This is a genomic window from Oceanobacillus sp. CFH 90083 (assembly GCF_009389585.1).
GTDB lineage: Bacteria > Bacillota > Bacilli > Bacillales > Amphibacillaceae > Oceanobacillus.
In genome coordinates this window covers 12,278-25,414 of the sequence record NZ_VIYG01000018.1, presented here as the reverse complement: position 1 = coordinate 25,414, position 13,137 = coordinate 12,278, and the positions used below count along the sequence as shown (strand labels likewise).

The 13,137-nt window shown below is 39.5% G+C and carries 15 protein-coding genes and 1 riboswitch; of the genes, 13 read left to right on the top strand and 2 right to left on the bottom strand.

What is annotated here, in order from left to right:
* Window positions 1-6 precede the first annotated feature (6 nt).
* Together FLK20_RS19080 and FLK20_RS19075 are read left to right on the top strand one after the other, a co-directional pair.
* Entirely contained in the window at window positions 7-975 is a 969-nt protein-coding gene (locus tag FLK20_RS19080) for a 3-hydroxyacyl-CoA dehydrogenase NAD-binding domain-containing protein (RefSeq protein ID WP_152658188.1), read from the top strand.
* Entirely contained in the window at window positions 962-1,435 is a 474-nt protein-coding gene (locus tag FLK20_RS19075) for a thioesterase family protein (RefSeq protein WP_227995161.1), read from the top strand. The genes FLK20_RS19080 and FLK20_RS19075 overlap by 14 nt, the downstream gene beginning before the upstream one ends.
* Window positions 1,436-1,641: 206 nt before the next feature.
* Here FLK20_RS19075 and FLK20_RS19070 read toward each other — a convergent pair whose 3' ends face one another.
* Window positions 1,642-2,499 (bottom strand): manganese catalase family protein, encoded by an 858-nt coding sequence (locus FLK20_RS19070; RefSeq protein ID WP_152658187.1) that lies wholly within the window; start codon window positions 2,497-2,499, stop codon window positions 1,642-1,644.
* A 194-nt stretch (window positions 2,500-2,693) separates the two neighbouring features.
* Between FLK20_RS19070 and FLK20_RS19065 the strand changes: the two genes are divergently transcribed.
* From FLK20_RS19065 to FLK20_RS19050, 4 genes are all read left to right on the top strand, one after another.
* Window positions 2,694-2,945: a hypothetical protein gene (locus tag FLK20_RS19065; RefSeq protein ID WP_152658186.1), complete on the top strand. Its 252-nt coding sequence runs from the start codon at window positions 2,694-2,696 to the stop codon at window positions 2,943-2,945.
* Between the two features lie 25 nt (window positions 2,946-2,970).
* Complete coding sequence (locus tag FLK20_RS19060; protein ID WP_152658185.1) at window positions 2,971-3,801, top strand: ArsR/SmtB family transcription factor; 831 nt, start codon at window positions 2,971-2,973, stop codon at window positions 3,799-3,801.
* A 46-nt stretch (window positions 3,802-3,847) separates the two neighbouring features.
* Complete coding sequence (locus FLK20_RS19055) at window positions 3,848-4,342, top strand: GNAT family N-acetyltransferase (RefSeq protein WP_152658184.1); 495 nt, start codon at window positions 3,848-3,850, stop codon at window positions 4,340-4,342.
* 197 nt (window positions 4,343-4,539) lie between these two features.
* Complete coding sequence (locus tag FLK20_RS19050; protein ID WP_152658183.1) at window positions 4,540-5,097, top strand: isochorismatase family protein; 558 nt, start codon at window positions 4,540-4,542, stop codon at window positions 5,095-5,097.
* An 80-nt stretch (window positions 5,098-5,177) separates the two neighbouring features.
* Here FLK20_RS19050 and FLK20_RS19045 read toward each other — a convergent pair whose 3' ends face one another.
* Window positions 5,178-5,843, bottom strand: a complete 666-nt coding sequence (locus FLK20_RS19045) for a hypothetical protein (RefSeq protein ID WP_152658182.1) — start codon at window positions 5,841-5,843, stop codon at window positions 5,178-5,180.
* Between the two features lie 409 nt (window positions 5,844-6,252).
* Here FLK20_RS19045 and FLK20_RS19040 point away from each other — a divergent pair, with 409 nt between their 5' ends.
* The 7 genes from FLK20_RS19040 (at window position 6,253) to FLK20_RS21740 (ending at window position 12,096) form a co-directional block, all read left to right on the top strand.
* The gene (locus tag FLK20_RS19040; RefSeq protein ID WP_152658181.1) at window positions 6,253-7,479 is read left to right on the top strand and encodes a CynX/NimT family MFS transporter; all 1,227 of its coding nucleotides are present in this window, start codon (window positions 6,253-6,255) and stop codon (window positions 7,477-7,479) included.
* Window positions 7,480-7,899: 420 nt separating this feature from the next.
* Window positions 7,900-8,850 (top strand): threo-3-hydroxy-L-aspartate ammonia-lyase, encoded by a 951-nt coding sequence (locus FLK20_RS19035; RefSeq protein ID WP_152658180.1) that lies wholly within the window; start codon window positions 7,900-7,902, stop codon window positions 8,848-8,850.
* Window positions 8,851-8,871: 21 nt separating this feature from the next.
* Window positions 8,872-9,639 carry a TatD family hydrolase gene (locus FLK20_RS19030; RefSeq protein ID WP_152658179.1) on the top strand — a complete coding sequence of 256 codons (768 nt, stop codon included), beginning with the start codon at window positions 8,872-8,874 and terminating at the stop codon, window positions 9,637-9,639.
* 158 nt (window positions 9,640-9,797) lie between these two features.
* A riboswitch (PreQ1 riboswitch) is annotated at window positions 9,798-9,842 on the top strand.
* A gap of 80 nt (window positions 9,843-9,922) precedes the next feature.
* A complete protein-coding gene (gene queC, locus FLK20_RS19025; RefSeq protein WP_152658178.1) occupies window positions 9,923-10,591 on the top strand; it encodes a 7-cyano-7-deazaguanine synthase QueC in 669 nt (222 codons plus the stop codon).
* A complete protein-coding gene (gene queD / locus FLK20_RS19020; protein WP_152658216.1) occupies window positions 10,591-11,058 on the top strand; it encodes a 6-carboxytetrahydropterin synthase QueD in 468 nt (155 codons plus the stop codon). The genes queC and queD overlap by 1 nt, the downstream gene beginning before the upstream one ends.
* Window positions 11,048-11,779 carry a 7-carboxy-7-deazaguanine synthase QueE gene (gene queE, locus FLK20_RS19015; protein ID WP_152658177.1) on the top strand — a complete coding sequence of 244 codons (732 nt, stop codon included), beginning with the start codon at window positions 11,048-11,050 and terminating at the stop codon, window positions 11,777-11,779. Before queD ends, queE begins: the two co-directional genes overlap by 11 nt.
* A gap of 152 nt (window positions 11,780-11,931) precedes the next feature.
* Window positions 11,932-12,096, top strand: a complete 165-nt coding sequence (locus tag FLK20_RS21740) for a hypothetical protein (RefSeq protein ID WP_194165689.1) — start codon at window positions 11,932-11,934, stop codon at window positions 12,094-12,096.
* Window positions 12,097-13,137: the final 1,041 nt, after the last annotated feature.

Genomic DNA, 13,137 nt, shown 5'->3' with positions numbered 1-13,137 from the left:
TGAACTATGGCACAAAAAACAATGGCAGTTTTAGGAACCGGTGTTATCGGCAACGGCTGGATTGCCCGCTTTTTAGCAAACGGTCATAAAGTCAATGCTTTTGACCCGGCTCCCGGATCGGAAGAAAAAACAGAAAAAATGATAGATGAAATTTGGACAACATTAGAAGAGTTTGGAATAAGTGATGAAGCAGCAAAGGAAAACCTCAGCTTTTATGACACCTTAGAAGAAGCTGTAAAAGAAGCTGATTTGATACAGGAAAATGTTCCAGAGCAGGAAGCGTTGAAGAAAAAGGTATTAGCACAAGTGGATGCAGCAGCTAAATCAACAGCAATTATTGCATCCAGTACTTCCGGTTACATGCCTTCAGTACTGCAGGAGGGCTGCGCGTACCATCCGGAACGTGTTATTGTTGCGCATCCATTTAATCCGGTTTACCTAATTCCGCTGGTAGAAATAGCTGGAGGCAAACAAACAGAAAGAAGTTACATGGAAAAAGCAGAAAAAATGTATGAAAGCATGCAAATGAAGCCGCTTGTAATGAAAGGAGAAATTGATGGTCATATTGGTGACCGGCTGATGGAAGCAATCTGGCGTGAGGGTCTTCATATTGTCAACGATGGCGTTGCCACGACCGAAGAAGTGGATAAAGCGATTGTTTATGGCCCAGGTCTGCGCTGGGCCTTGATGGGACCATTTTTGACACTTCATTTAGCTGGCGGCAAGGACGGTATGAAACACATGCTTGAACAGTTCGGTCCTGCTTTGAAGCTTCCTTGGACTCGCCTGGTAGCCCCGGAATTGACTGAAGAATTAAGTGAAAAAGTAATTTCAGGAACTGCACAGCAAAGTGGAGATGTACCAATTGAAGATTTGGAGCATCGTCGTGACCGTTTCTTAATTAAACTGATGGGGCTTTTAGAGGAAGAAGGCTTCTGGCCTGCGGAAAGGCTGCTTTCCTATGACAGAAAGTAAGCGAATATGGATGGGCCATGTATTGCCTGAGTGGGTGGATTATAACGGACATTTAAATGACGCATACTATGCTCTGATTTTCAGTTACAGCCTTGATGCTTTGATGGATGAAATTGGACTTGATGAAGAAGGTAGAAAAGCAAATACTTATACTATATTTACCCTGGAAGCGCATATTAAATATTTAAAAGAGGCGCATGAAAATGAGGTACTGTATACGAATGTTATTGTTCTGAACAAGGATGAAAAGCGGATGCATCTTTGGTTTGAAATGAAAAATAAAGAAAACGACACGCTGGCAACCAGTGAGCAAATGGTGATGGGGATGGACCAGCGAACAGGACGTCCTGCACCGTTTCCGGAAACAGTTAGAGAATTTATTAATCAATTACCAAGATCAGCTAAAGAGAATTGGCCCGCCGGTGCGAATGTGCCGATGGGTATTCGAGAGAAAAAATGATAACATATTTATGGAAAACCTGCTATACTGCCGCTTATTATTAAAGGCTTCGGAATGAAGTAGAAGAGGTGCTAGTTAAATAGATTAAACCAGAGTTTTCTGTTAGAAATAAACAAACCAACTTTTTATAATAATTTGCTCTGAAAACCAGAAAAGAAAAACGCTAAAAAAGGTGTTTTTCTTTTCTGGTTTTGTATAAGTAATATTTAGTTATTTAAATCATCCAGACCTGGCGCATGTTCATTTGGCATATCTGGCATGTCAGGTACAGGATAACCTTCAGGCGGCTCGGTAACATGCAGATCGCCTCCATTTCTGCTTGGTGTAGTCCCTTGGAATATTTCGCCTATCTGTGTATTATCCAGCCTAAAATTAAATTGGGCATTATGGAACCCCATTTCTACATATTTCCGGCATTCCGGATATTTATTTAAATCATAGTTGGGGACAGGGAATATTTTGCCCCAATCCACTCCTAATGTTTCCAGCGCTTTGGCAAATGCATTCTGATGAGCGTTATCACGAACAATTAAGAAAGCAATCGTTTCCCGTAAAGCCTTGTTACTGCTCATCTCGTAAATTCTTGATTTTTGCAGAACGCCTGTTGATTCTAATACAACATTATTTAACAAATTTGCAACTAGATTTCCGTGGTCATATACCCAGCTGCCATTCCATGGGTTACCGGACGCATCGACCGGCAAAGAAGCCTTTGCTCCCATAATATAATGATGCGGATTAACGCCAGTCTGGATAACATCATCTAATGGAGCACCATCAGCTGCTTGATTAACTGGCAAATTCTCTCCGGAATCGTTTAACAGCTGATTAATAGTAGATTGAACCAGTTCTACATGACTTAATTCCTCTAAAAATACGCCTCTGATCAGATCGCGATACGGTTTGGCTTTTCCTCTGAAATTGGCACTTTGGAAAGAAAATTGCATCAGTGTTCTCATTTCCCCGAATTGCCCGCCTAATGCTTCTTGAAGAACTCTTGCTGCATGAGGATCAGGTTTGTCTGGAACAATCATATTAATTAAATCTTCTCTATAGAAATAAATGAATTGTCACGCTCCTTTTATTTTTTAAGTCTCATTTATCTTCCCTAAGCAGATTTAAATTATTCAAATAAAAAATAAGAATATGTATCATTGATAAGCATTTTTGTTTATAAATAGACAACCCTTGACGTAATATCTAATTTTTTATTAATACATTCAATATGCAGATATTGAATGTATAGGTGGTGGTGAAAGTGGAGAAAAATGGATTTATATCAGCTTTTCCAAAAACCAAGCTGAATGCTGTAAGTTCGTTAGAAGTAAATATATTTACGAATATCCAGCTGGTTGATTACTACTTATACAGCTCCTCCGGTCAGAATGAGTGGATTAGAAATTTTGCAGAGGAATTATCGGAAGCTGCGAAAAGGGACTTGGAATTATTAAGAACAGTATTTGCTCATGGTGTTATCTTAAGAGATTTTTACATTAAAAAAAAGTGCTGATTTACAAAAGGACTGGAACCACTGGATGGATTGGTGGGAGCAACTGGATGAATCAGCTATGTTAGAGCTTATTATTTATGGAATCAGGGAAACGATGGACTATTATTATAAATATCTCCCCTGCATGCCGGCTGTGGAAGAAGCTTCATTAAAAGATCCGGATAATCGTAAGCGAGCTGTGAAAGCGGTGCTGTTAAGCTGGTCTGTTCCTGCAGAGGAAACCGGTAACATAGCACAGACCTATGATGATGTATTTTTTATTAAGAGAAGAATCATCAGCTTGCTAAATAGTTTTTGGGAGGCTGGCTTAAAGAAACAGTGGAGAGGAATGAGGGAAAATCTTTCAGGCTGGATTCGGCAGCATAAATCTTTACTAACAAAAGCCTATTGTACAAACAGAGAAGCGATTTTTGAAATAACGGGCTTATATCCAGATACCAGTGAATTGGAGAAAATAAATAGAGCAGAATTTTTAACATTTATTCCTGCTGCTAACATGGAAAGGCTGCTTTCCTTTACCCAGTTTGATCAGCATGTTTATCTTATGTTTGCCCCTCAGGCAGAAGCAGAGGAAAAGAAAGAAAAGCTGGCAGATCATAATGCTGCTTTTGAAGGATTGGGTGATGTGACAAGGCTGCAAATTCTTGATTTATTAGCTGAGAATAAAGAAATGTTCGCCCAGCAAATTGTTCAGCAATTAAATCTAAAGCAAAGCACCGTTTCACGTCATTTAAATCAGCTGCATCAATCCAATCTTGTCATGATACATCAGGTGGGAAACACAAAATATTTTTCGGTAAACAGAGAGGAAATCAACAAAGTAGCAGCAAGCTTAAGTTTATTTTTAAAAATGTGATAAAGAGAGGGGTTTGAGGCGGCAGCATTTCAAGGGAGGTATGAAAATGGATATCGTTATTCAAAGAGCGGCTGTAGAGCATGTGGAGGCAGTTTCTGCGATTTGCTCTTTTGGCTGGAAGCAAACCGTGGCAGGAAAGTTAAGTGAGGAGTACCAGAACAAAAACGCAGCGGAATGGTATAATCATGAACGAGTGAGGTCAGATATAGAAAAAGGTTCTTACACCTATGTTGCTACGATTGATTCGGAAGTGGCAGGTGTTATAGGCGGAGAAATATTGAAATCAGGTGTCAGTCAGGTTTTTGTATTATATGTAGATGAAAAATATAGATATCAAGGAATTGGAAGTCAGTTATTAAAAGTATTTACGGAGGAACATAAGGAAAAAGGAGCAACAGAGCAATGGGTTTCGGTGCAGGATGGCAATGATAGAGGCATTCCGTTTTATGAAGCAAGAGGATTCCAGCTGCAAGAAAAAAGAAAAGGAGTGACGGATACTGGAGAGATGTTTGTTAATTTGCAGTATTTGAGAGGGATTTAATTTTTCGATAATACAGAAAAAATAATCAGCTTGTTGTGATATAATGAAATAACCTTAGATGAAATTTTCGATAAGGAATTTAATTGGAGGAGGCGTTCGTATGACAAATAAAAATAGAATAAATGTAATAAATAAAAAAGGGAAGCGCCTAATTAGCCAGCTATAACGTGTTTCCCTAAAATGAGAGGGGAAAAAATTTGAAGCAATTGTTATTAATTATTGATGCCCAACAGGAATTAATCGACGGCAATCATGAGAGAAGCTCCATTTTTCAAAAATCAAAACTTATTTCCAATATTAACTTAGTGATTGAAAAAGCTCAAAAAGCAGCGGTTCCTGCTGTTTTTATACGGGACTTGGATGTCAGTGAAGGAGAAGGTAGCGGCTTTGAGATTCATAAGGATATTCACGTGCCCGCCAAATCGGAAATCTTTGATAAATCTGCAACAAATGCTTTTTATGGGACTGGTCTAATGGAATATGTGAAGTTACAGCAGATAAAGCATGTTGTAATTATGGGATGTGAAACGCAGCACTGTATAGACAGCGCTGTCAGAACAGCAACTCTCCATGGTCTGGATGTTACATTAGTTGGGGATGGACATTCCACTCTGGGCAATGATATTTTGAGCCAGGAACAAATCATCAAGCACCATAATGACACACTCCATGGACATTATAATGTAGATCATTTTTCCATTGTGAGGAATACGGAGGAAGATTTATTTTGTCCTGCGCATGATTCTTACAGGTAATATAAGCTTAAAAAGCGGCACAGATTTGTGTCGCTTTTTAAGCTTCCTTATGATGAACTATCCTGCGTAAAAAATTAAATTTATTTAGAATCCATGTTAACTTTTCCACCTGTCACTTTATACATCTGATGCCGTGTTTCCCCCTCTGATAATTCTTCCATAAACAGTCCATTTTCAAAATCAGTGGCTATTCTTTTAAAATACAATCCCGGAATATCTTTAGCGTTTTTCTTCACATATACTACTTGATTATCTTCGTCTTTCGATATCCAAGCACGTTTTCCTGCTGCAAAATCATCCTTACTGAAGGGCTGTACATGCTCAGGGCCTATTAGCAATGAATCGATATCAGAAAAGTAGGTAGCTAAAATATTGCTGATCGAGCCTCTAAACAGCTCTGCAAGCCACGTTTCTTTATAGTTAACCATGACAATAGCTGTTACATTCGCTGGTTCTATATACTTTTCTTTCAGCTTACTGAAGCTAATATCTAACTCATCAACAGACTCTGTCCAAAAATTTGCAATTCCATAAGCAGGGATAAATGCGTTTATTTCATGATGAATAAATTGCAGCTCATCGTCTCGCTTATCCGTTGAAAAATCCAAAAATAAAATGCTCCATTCTGCTTTTAACCCGGTTGCGTAATGATAAGCTTTCTCCAGCGTATAGGGGCTGTATGAATCAATATCAATGATTAATAATAAGTGGTCATTTTTTTCAATTGGTGTATTTTCATTCAACATACTCATTCCTTCCTTCTAATATGCTATTTAATAAGTTGCGTTAATTACAAATGCTTGTTCAAAAATGGTTCTCTATTTTAGTTATACCTAAAGTTGCAGAAGCATTCAAATCATTTGGTGGTGAAATAATCCGGTACTGCACACTTTTTGAGACGGAGTTGTTTTTAACATTAGGTGCGTTTGCTTCCTTTTCGTTTTGGGAGCCAGGCATGTTTCCTGAAAGCAAAGCATTCTTTGTTAGGAGAGCGTTTTCTGCTCGGGTCTGATTTATAATGAAAGTGTATGGAGACAATTCAAAATCTTGTCTTGACAATAGGATATAGATTACATAACATATACTTTAATATTTAAAATGTTTCAGCATCACATTCCCTGATAAGCGCGGGAGGAGTCGAAAAGGAGGTAGGAAATGGAGGAAAAAAGAGTTGCTGCAAAAACTAGCATTGCTGAGGAAGTATCCTCCAATAAGAGAATACTGTATTTGGTTGCTATCATCGTTATTGGTTTTAATTTGAGACCGGCGATTACTTCTGTTGGACCGCTGTTAGGGACGATTCGTGATCAAATCGGCCTGGAAAATTGGAGTGCGGGGACGATTACCAGTTTACCACTTATCGCGTTTGCCATCGTGTCGCCGCTTGCCCCGAAAATTGGCAGAAGGCTGGGGAATGAAGGAGCTGTCCTGCTTGGGTTGATATTGTTATTTGTGGGAATTGGCATCAGATCTATTCCAATTACACCGACATTATTTATCGGCACAGCAATTATCGGAGTGGGCATCGCAGTGATGAATGTGCTGCTGCCAGCTGTTATTAAGGAAAAATTCCCACGTAAAGTTGGCCGGATGACCAGTGTTTATTCGACGTCCATGGCAATATTTGCAGCTACTGCTTCCGGACTTTCTGTTCCACTTGCCAAAGGTGCAGGTCTGGGCTGGGAATTAGCTTTATTATCCTGGGCACTTCTGGCATCCATTGGAATAGTTATCTGGATCTTCGTTATCCGACAAACCCCTACACCGAAAGAAGAACAGGTGGAGCTAAGTAACAGGTCTTTTAATAACAGCAGTTTATTGAAATCTCCATTAGCTTGGCAAGTCACTTTATTTATGGGACTGCAATCATTTATTTTTTACGTGATAGTATCGTGGCTGCCGGAAATAATGCAAAGCTTTGGGTTTTCCGTATCGGCTGCCGGGTGGCTGATAGCTTATGTACAATTTGTCGGATTGCCATCTACCTTTCTGGCACCGGTACTGGCAGAAAAATTCTCCAACCAGCAAGGCATCGTACTGGCAATTAGCGGTGGTACAGTAATCGGATTTATCGGTCTGTTCATCGGAGGACCGCTTCCGTTGATTTTTGTTTGGGTAACGCTGATTGGAATTACCTTCGGGGGTGCTATCAGCCTGTCGCTGGCTATGCTGGGCATGCGGGCACGTAATGGCAGGCAAGCGGGCGACCTGTCAGGCATGGCGCAATCCATTGGCTATATTTTTGCTGCAATTGGTCCCTTATTTATAGGATTGCTGTTTGACATTACGCAAACATGGGGAGCGCCGCTTATTGCTATTATTGTTGTTTGTTTGCTGATGATGGTGGCGGGTCTGGGGGCTGGCAGAAACAAGTATGTGTAAAAGCATGTCACTTCCTGCCCCGAGCCAAAACTATTTTCCAAATGCAGTATAAGGTTGTCATGTTCATCGTCAATGGAAGGGAATAAATTTTGATTAGATTAATAGAAAGGGATTTGATTATAAAAGGTTAAGCTTATAAGCTATTATTAATGAATGAAATAATGGTAGTAATAAAATGCTTCATGATGAAACATCCACAATTGTCTTAAAAAACAATTAGGGATGTTTTTAATGCCGTAATTGCATGTTCAAAAAATTCAATAAATAGATTGATTGTATCGATGCTTTTCTTTTGATAGGATATAATTAACGATATTTTTAGATGATTCTGATGGCGGATAGCTTAGGTGGCAGATATGATGAAAGGGGTTTTTCAACCGGAATACTTGAATATAAACAGGGAGAAGGGAGAAACAAAAAATGTATGAAAAAATAGTAGAAGCAGCCAAGCGTCTAGATGGTATTGCGCATAAGACGCCAGTCCATACTTCCACGCTATTGAATGAATTAACCGGTAATCAAATTTTTCTCAAGTGTGAAAATTTTCAACGGATGGGAGCGTTTAAATTTCGGGGGGCCTATAATATGATTAGCTCTCTCTCCCTGGAGGAAAGGCAAAGGGGAGTAGTCGCTTTTTCTTCGGGAAACCATGCGATGGCTACCGCTTTGACTTGTAAATTACTTGATATTCCTGCGACAGTCATCATGCCTGAAGATGCTCCATCAGTGAAAACGGCTGCTGTGAAAGATTATGGTGCAACTGTGATAACCTATAATCGCAGGGCGGAATCTAGGGAGCAGATAGCTCAAGAGCTGATAGATGAATTTAGCTATACATTAATTCCGCCTTTTGATGCTGAGCCGATTATAGCTGGACAAGGTACCGTTGCGAAAGAGCTTATGGAAGAAGTCGGGGAGCTGGACTATCTGCTGGTTCCTTGTGGAGGAGGCGGACTGTTAAGCGGATGTGCAGTCAGTGCAAAACAGCTGCTGCCAAATTGTAAGGTAATAGGAGTTGAGCCTGAATTATCAAATGATGCAACGATGTCATTTAAGTCAGGGGAGCTGCAGACGATTAACACTCCAAACTCGATTGCTGACGGTCTAAACACCCCTTCCTTAGGAAACATAACCTTTCCGTTAATCAATGAATATGTTGATGACTTGATAACTGTTTCTGAGGAAGATATAAAAGCTGCTATGTACTTCCTTTGGACAAGGGTAAAAGTGGTCGTTGAGCCATCCGGTGCTGTAGCTCTGGCAGCATATCAAAAGCTGGCGGTTAAAGATAAACGAATTGGAGTAGTGCTAAGCGGCGGGAATGTTGATGTCAGGAGAGTTGGTGAACTGTTCAAGGATATAATAAATTAACCGGATAGAGAGGTGCAGCTGATGATTGATGCACATATACATTTAGATTGGTATCAGCCGAACGAGCTGCAAGAGTTAATTCATACACTGAAAATAGATGGAATGATAACGGTTGCGAGTGATTTTAAAAGCTGTCAAAGAGCATGGCAATTGGCACAGACATATCCGTTTGTTTACGCTACTTTTGGCTGGCATCCCGAACAAGCATTGCCGGCTGCACAGGAAATCAATCATATCTTAGAAGCAATTGAACAAAAGTCCCAAGATATTGCTGCTATTGGAGAAGTCGGGCTTCCCTATTATACAAAGCTGAAAAATCCTTCCTTAGATACCGCACCTTATCATGCCGTATTAGAGCAATTTGTACAGGCTGCTAAAAAGTATGATTTACCAATTGTGCTGCATGCTGTTTATGAAGATGCTTCCGTTGTCTGTGACCTGCTTGAAAAATATCAAATAAAACGTGCTCATTTCCATTGGTTTAAAGGAGACAGCACAACCATAAATCGGATGATAGGTAATCAATATATGATTTCCGTCACTCCGGATTGCTGGTATGAAGCAGAAATTCAATCATTAATAAAACAATATCCACTCGAACTTATCATGGCAGAAACAGATGGCCCATGGTCATTTAAGGGACCTTTTCAAAATCAGATGACACACCCGAATATGATTCTCGAAGCAGGGAAGAAAATCGCTGAGATCAAGCAATTGACTGTACAGACCGTTCAAGAGCAGCTTACCAGGAATACAATCGATTTCTATGGTTTGAATGACAGGAATTGATCTGAAAAAGCTATTTATGTTAGCCTGAAAAAGTAATTATAATGGATTGTGTTCCGGGTATATGTAAATCCTTCCTATAGAAGAAAAAATAAACATCATCATGAAAAGTATGTTATACTGCCAATGGTAATAAAAAATAAATAAAGTCTGCGAAATAAGCAGGAGAGGTTCTAGCTGCACCCTCTATAAAAAACTAAGGATGACCGTACCGAACCTTAGGTATGGTTTTTTATATTTTGGGTGTTTAGAATTCTCTTTTTCAAATCGGAAAGGGGATTTTTTTATGGATACAAATAAGCGGGCAGTAGTGGTTTTTAGTGGTGGTCAGGATAGCACGACCTGTTTATTCTGGGCATTGGAAAGGTTTGAACATGTGGAGCTGGTTACCTTTGATTATAATCAGCGCCACAGCTTAGAAATAGAGATAGCCAAAGAAATTGCTGAGGAACAGGGATTGAGGCATCATATTTTGGATATGTCTTTATTAAATCAATTGGCTCCCAATGCATTAACAAGAAAGGACATAGAGGTAGAAAACACAGAAGATGGCAGTGTACCAAATACATTTGTTCCGGGAAGGAATCTGCTGTTTCTGTCTTTTGCAACTATTCTTGCCAAGCAAATCGATGCAAAACATATTATTACAGGTGTATGTGAGACGGATTTTAGCGGGTATCCGGATTGCCGTGATATTTTTACCAAATCGTTAAACGTCACCTTAAATCTGTCGATGGATGAAGATTTTGTGATTCATACACCGCTGATGTGGCTGAATAAGGAAGAAGCATGGGAGCTGGCAGATCAACTGGGCGTCTTTGATTATGTCAGAGAACGGACGTTAACCTGCTATAATGGTGTGAGAGGTGCAGGATGCGGAGAATGTCCGGCATGTCAATTGCGGCAGCGCGGGTTAGACCAATACTTAGCAAGAAGGCAGGAGATGAATCAGTAATGTTCGGGTTTCGTATTGTCGAAGAATTGCAAAAGCTGGATAAAGATATTCATAGAGAACAGCTGGCTTATCATCAAAAACGGGTGCTGGTCAGTAAAGAATTCCACTTTGATGCAGCACATCATCTTCATTGCTATGAAGGAAAGTGTAAGAATCTGCATGGTCATACGTATCAAGTCATTTTCGGAATCAGCGGATTTGTGGATGAAGTAGGGATAGTGATTGATTTTGGCGATATTAAAAAGATTTGGAAAGACAAGATTGAAGTGTTCCTGGATCATCGTTATTTAAATGAAACATTACCTAAGATGAATACAACTGCTGAAAATATGGTCGTCTGGATTTTTGAACAAATGGAAGCTACGATTCGTGACCTGCCTAACCAATGCCAAGTGGAATTTGTTCGATTATTTGAAACGCCGACAAGCTATGCAGAAGCAAGACGGGAGTGGATCTATGATGCGTAAAATACCAGTCTTAGAGATATTCGGCCCTACAATTCAAGGTGAGGGAATGGTAGTAGGGCGAAAGACGATGTTTGTTAGAACAGCCGGATGTGATTACCACTGTGCGTGGTGTGACTCTGCTTTCACCTGGGATGGAAGTGCAAAAGAAGATATCGTCCAGATGACAAGTGAAGAAATTTGGCAGCGTCTGAAAGAAATAGGAGGTAACCAATTTGATCATGTGACGATTTCAGGCGGGAATCCCGCTTTGTTATCGGCGTTGGATAGCTTAATCGATTTGCTTCAGGAAAGAGGGATAGAGGTTGCGCTCGAAACGCAGGGGAGCCGCTATCAGCAATGGTTTGTAAAAATTGATGATCTGACCATTTCTCCTAAACCGCCCAGCTCAAAAATGAAAACAGATTGGGAGAAGCTGGATGATATTGTCCATCAGTTGGAAGTAAATGGACGATTCACACATACGAGCTTGAAGGTAGTCATTTTTGATAAAGAAGATCTGCGTTATGCGGAAAAAGTCCATCAGCGTTATCCGCAGCTGACTTTTTTTATGCAAGTAGGAAATGATGATTTAGAGGAAGTAGAACCTCAGCAATTATCCCGGCATTTATTACATAAGTATGAATGGTTAATTGAACAAGTGGTAGCATCGACTGTGCTGAATCGTGTCCGGGTTCTGCCGCAGGTGCATGCGTTAGTATGGGGGAATAAGCGGGGTGTGTAGTAAGGAGGAAAGGCCATTTGTTAATCTGCCGTATTTAAGAGGAACTTTATTTTTTCACAACGCTGCTTAAGAATGAAGAACACCCAATCAGTATAGATGGTATAGAAGGATAAGAGTATATGGAAATACTGGAATTACGCAGATAAAATTATTTGCAGCCTGTATTCGTTATCAAATATGGGCTGCATCATTTGAATGAAATTGGGACAGAGGCAGGTTATCTGTTTATGGTAATCGCTATCGGTACAATTGTATCAAGCTTAGTAAGCGGAAAATATGATACTTTCGGAAGAAAGAGCAAAGAAATTCAAAGATAAAATAAGACAGCTGTCCCGTTTGAATTATCTCCTGTGAAAATTATAAATGGACAAGAATATTTTCTTAATAGTAAGTTCCATACTATGTAAAATAAATAATAAACCATCTTTGCAAAATGCATTAAGCTTCTTTATTTCATAAATTATGAGTAGAAGCGCCGAACGGAACATGTTCCAACGCTCTTTTCCCAGCTTCTATCATTCCTGCCGGGGTATAAGCCTTTCCATTTCTAAGGTAGCGTCCAGACACAGACGACTTCTTCCTTCAAACACATATAGGGATGAGAGTTTTTCTTTCCGGGATGAACGGCGTTAAACTCGACTTCAGCCCCTGCCTGATTTTTGTAAACGGTATACACGGAAGAATCAAAATCAAGAATGATACGGAATTGTTGAAACAAGGTTCGCTTCGTTAATTCCTTAATGATATCTATCAGCCCTTTTATATATTCTTGCTTTAAATCGATTCAAATCGTTGTAGTAGGTCGTGTAATCAGGAAGTTTATCCCATTGAAAGAATCGTTTTAACATGATTTCGTTTTCTACTGTCTTCAAAATGAAAGATTCGTTCTATTCCCAGTATACGTCCAAAAATCAGGATGAGCGCAACGTTTGGAAGAGAGAAAATACCTCCTTGTTTACCAACTGTTAACCAATGGTCCAATTCCTGTTTCAGCTGTATTTCTGAACATAGTCGAGAAGAGGCAAGATTCCTCCAAAAGAGATAGCGTGTTCCTATGTTGGTTCAATAGAAATATTTCCAATACTCGTGTTATATGTGGTGTAATGATTCACCATAAGTTGCTCCTTTCTTTTGGTTTATTTGGATCGATTAATCCTATTCTACTAAAGTTTGGAGCGCTTTTTTAAGTTTTTTTATAAAGTTGATTCGAAATTCAGGATAAAGAAAGTGCAGATTATATCTATCAAATATATCTTCCTAAAATAAAACTGTAAAAGGATACTCCAATTCGAGACATTTAATGCTGGTAGATAAGGATCAAGAACAAATTCAAGCTGATATTTTACTGTTCTTAAATA